Genomic DNA, 3,490 nt, shown 5'->3' with positions numbered 1-3,490 from the left:
ATGAACAACGAGGGACAAGAAGTGAACGCGATCGCACAATCAAGCCAAAGCCACAAAAATCCGTTAGGACTTGGGAGTAGAATTGTCTGTGGCCCTAACGGATAACAGGTTCTCAAGCTGTTATGGTTCAATCACCTAGCCATAACTCATGGCCATAATCATCATACAGAAAAACTAAAGCGATCGCCACCCAAGTCACTTAACTTGTATAAACGCTTCTCCTCAACCCCAACGGTATCATTTTCGGTCCTAACGCCCAACTTAACATCGGTGGTTCCTTCCTCGCCAGTACCGCAGACCGCCTCATTTTTAACGATGGAACCCAGTTAAGCACCCAACCACAGTCCCCCCCTCTGCTATATATTAACACCCCCCTTATGGCTGCAATTAAACGGGGCTGGGTCAACAATTACGAACCGTTCCCAAGCGGTAGGTATCTGACTGGAAGGCGAACCGAGTCCCACAGGTTTACAAGTGCAACCCGGACAGGCTATTACGCTAGTGGGGGGACAAATTAACCTAGAAGGGGGTCATCTTAGCGCCTTTGGGGGTAATATAGAAGCGTTTACCGTTGTCTTGGAATTGTAGAAGTCCAGATTGGTGTCAAGGGACTTAATGCGATCGCTTTTTTGCCCTAGCTGGGAATTTGTACTTATTTTGTCCATCTTCCCAGTAGGTTGTCCTCCATTGGGTCAGTCTGATTAATTACTCCTTGGCTTTTTCCCTGGGATGGTTAATTCGGCTAGTGCGATCGCTTAATCCTGTTGGGTACTGCCTATATTGATTTAGGATTGTGTAAATCAGCTTCATTAATTCGTTGTCTCTGGAGTTAACCTCTGATATCAGTTTCTGATTTTGCTTCATTAACTGCCAGACTAAAAAAACGGTAATACCATCAGTTCCCAGTTTGACTATCTCAGGTAATACATTAGAATCCATCGTTGTTTTTTTCGTTGTCTTTTAAGATTAATTCATCATAGTAATTTGTCTTGGCTAAATATTTTTCAATATTTTTTAAAGTAAGCCAGATAAGTTGTCTGTCCCCTCGGGTTTACTTTCTGATTGAATTTCCTAATCTATTGATGTCTTCTTTATTTTTTTTTACAGTAGTTTGGAGTTCAGAATATTTTGCTGAAAGATACCAAATACCTCCCGAAAAAGAAACAAGCCAACTAATAATTAAAGCAATTTTTTCAATTTCTAGATGCATAAAGTTAGAAAATCCTGTGCTTTCAAACACTAAAATTAAGTTTTGAAAAAATTGCTTGTGGTTCGTTTTCTGGTAATCCGGATAGACTCCCAGTTATCCGAAAAATTTAGACCGTTGGTAAATTAGATTTGTTCTCTACTGCTAATTCCCGAATTCTCAAATCTTTGGAAGAATGACAATTTTCTTTCTAACCTTCTTGTCACGGAGCCATCCCGTTGCAATACTATATCAAACAATGTTTGATCAGAAACTACGTTTAATCATCGTTGAACATGAGGTAGTTGGTTGTGTTCGATTTGAGCCGGGTAAAAAGCCTCAACAAATTAGTAAAGTTCTACGGTAGTATCTACGTTTTCAGCGTCAGTGCCTAATGAAGCCAGCAAGGTTTTTAACATTGAACCATCTGGGAGATGGTTGATTAATTGACTGATAGAGATGTCCATGTTAAGTTACAAAAGCCTCAATTCTTAGATCAAACTTTAAATCCATTGCAGGATGATTTTCGATCCATGTTGCATTTTTGAAAAAACGGCGGCGGACTCCTAGCTTTCTAATTGTCCAGGGATTATCTTTAAATTCTTCTATGGGCGGATAGTTAATCAGTTGTGGTTCTTCTGTAACGTATACAGTCCTTTGTCCAGTTACCCAGCCAAAACTCCCAGAATCATCACGATAATGCCCTCTGATAAGCAGCATTGACCTATAGCCATCATAGGGGTTTTTCCATCGCCCCCAATCAGTTTAAAATTTAAATCTCAATAATGAGTGTTGAGTGATTGGGGGGTCGTGAATTATCCATTCTTGGGTAGGCTGATAGCTTGAAGCTATCAGTTTCCATACACCATAAGCGTCGGTAAAATCCATGCCTTATCGGAGAACTTGACGGCGGTCTAAATTAGCGCCTAATACAGTTCTACCATTAAGAGTTTTTCTAGTGCTTCTGTAGAAAGCCAAAGCGGGGCTTACTTCTTCACCATCGCAAAAAATTCTATAGTTGATTTTTCGACCTCCCGTTCCTTGACATGCTACATTCAGCCTTACTAACGCTCCGACTCGCATTAACTCCCCAGTGTCATAGAGTGGGGCTTTTAAATTGACTTCTTCTACGTCTTTAATCCCCAAAACGTCGGCATTTTGGCTTGTATACATTACAGCACTAGCTCGAAAAACTTTAGCTGTGGATCCTGTCCCTAATTGAACAAGTTTTGTTCTAGCTGCCATTGCAAAATTCCTTTATGTTACTTAACGGTAATCAGCCTGAAGACGATCGCGACAGGAAGTAATCACCCCAGTGCCGGCCCAGCTTTTACCGGGTAGTTTTTGGATAGCATCAACAACTTTATCCGGTGGCACATAAATATCAGCGCCAAAATGTTTAGTGTTTTGCCTATAGTTGATCCGCATTTTCATCAAGTAGCCTTCTTGAACTGCTTGGTTCGGCTTTAACATATGTGCATCTACATCAGCCGCAGTTGCGTGGCTTGTCATTCCCAAATCAGTAGCAATGCCATCGTATCTATTAGAAAGCCGGGCAGCTACTTTAATGGTTCCCGTTCCACCTGGGCTGGGCGCGTCCCAACTATAAACTTTCGTATTCGCTAAACTTGGCATCCAATACCCGCCTTGTTGCTTCAAAACTGCTTACCACTTCATTCATAGCAGGCATTTTTAGGGTGTGGAACAGGTACGGAAACCTATAGGGTTTCCGGACATGCAAGGAGGTTTGTTTGGTCTAAAAAAATTGTTGGGGTTGTCTTCTAATCGGGGTCTTTGTATAGATGACCGTTGTAGTCACAGAGCACGATAGGCTCATTGAGCATCTCTAAAAACAATTTTGCTTCCCTAAAGTAGACGTACCCGACCGGACGGCGGCGCGGCGGTTTGATTTTGTTGCCCAATATCGTCACCTCTGGGGAAGTAATAGGGAACGCTTGGGCTGGATTTTGGTTGGTCGATGTATAGCACAAGACAGAATAGTTAGGACGTATAATGGCAAGGATATCTACATAAGACCCAAAAGGCCAGCCCCCTACAGTTACGACCTTAGACAAAAAGTTATTAATGCAATTGAACTAGACGGTATACCCAAAACAGAAGCCAGTCAAGTTTTCCATGTCAGCCGGAACACCATTAATCTCTGGCTGCAAAGAAAAGCACAGACCGGAGACTTCCTCCCTAAACCTAATCACCGACCTGGCAATAACCACAAAATTACCGACTGGCATAAATTCAAGGCTTTTGCCCAAGAGCATGGCGATCAAACCTCCGCTCAAATGGCTG

At 42.1% G+C, this 3,490-nt stretch carries 7 protein-coding genes and 1 pseudogene; 2 read left to right on the top strand and 6 right to left on the bottom strand.

Going from position 1 to position 3,490, the window contains the following annotated elements; all coding sequences use genetic code 11:
• Positions 1-236: 236 nt before the first annotated feature.
• Positions 237-518 (top strand): two-partner secretion domain-containing protein, encoded by a 282-nt coding sequence (locus P5674_RS23650; RefSeq protein WP_081471283.1) that lies wholly within the window; start codon positions 237-239, stop codon positions 516-518.
• Between the two features lie 187 nt (positions 519-705).
• On the opposite strand, the gene P5674_RS23645 is transcribed toward P5674_RS23650, so the two are convergent.
• From P5674_RS23645 to P5674_RS23620, 6 genes and pseudogenes are all read right to left on the bottom strand, one after another.
• A complete protein-coding gene (locus P5674_RS23645; protein WP_315643110.1) occupies positions 706-939 on the bottom strand; it encodes a hypothetical protein in 234 nt (77 codons plus the stop codon).
• 112 nt (positions 940-1,051) lie between these two features.
• Complete coding sequence (locus P5674_RS23640) at positions 1,052-1,240, bottom strand: hypothetical protein (RefSeq protein WP_231852203.1); 189 nt, start codon at positions 1,238-1,240, stop codon at positions 1,052-1,054.
• 414 nt (positions 1,241-1,654) lie between these two features.
• Positions 1,655-1,906: a hypothetical protein gene (locus P5674_RS23635; protein ID WP_014276000.1), complete on the bottom strand. Its 252-nt coding sequence runs from the start codon at positions 1,904-1,906 to the stop codon at positions 1,655-1,657.
• A gap of 171 nt (positions 1,907-2,077) precedes the next feature.
• On the bottom strand, positions 2,078-2,431 hold the full coding sequence (locus P5674_RS23630; protein WP_006615960.1) for a hypothetical protein: 354 nt from the start codon (positions 2,429-2,431) through the stop codon (positions 2,078-2,080).
• A gap of 21 nt (positions 2,432-2,452) precedes the next feature.
• Complete coding sequence (locus tag P5674_RS23625) at positions 2,453-2,821, bottom strand: hypothetical protein (RefSeq protein WP_006615959.1); 369 nt, start codon at positions 2,819-2,821, stop codon at positions 2,453-2,455.
• Between the two features lie 146 nt (positions 2,822-2,967).
• Positions 2,968-3,171, bottom strand: a pseudogene (locus tag P5674_RS23620) (hypothetical protein); the annotation flags it as partial.
• 45 nt (positions 3,172-3,216) lie between these two features.
• Here P5674_RS23620 and P5674_RS23615 point away from each other — a divergent pair.
• A partial coding sequence (locus P5674_RS23615; protein ID WP_315670339.1) for an IS630 transposase-related protein occupies positions 3,217-3,490 on the top strand: 274 nt, incomplete at its 3' end.

It is taken from the genome of Limnospira sp. PMC 289.06, assembly GCF_032350395.1.
GTDB classification, from domain to species: Bacteria; Cyanobacteriota; Cyanobacteriia; order Cyanobacteriales; family Microcoleaceae; genus Limnospira; species Limnospira platensis.
Note: the sequence above shows the minus strand (reverse complement) of the source record. Positions and strands in the feature narration are given on the sequence as shown.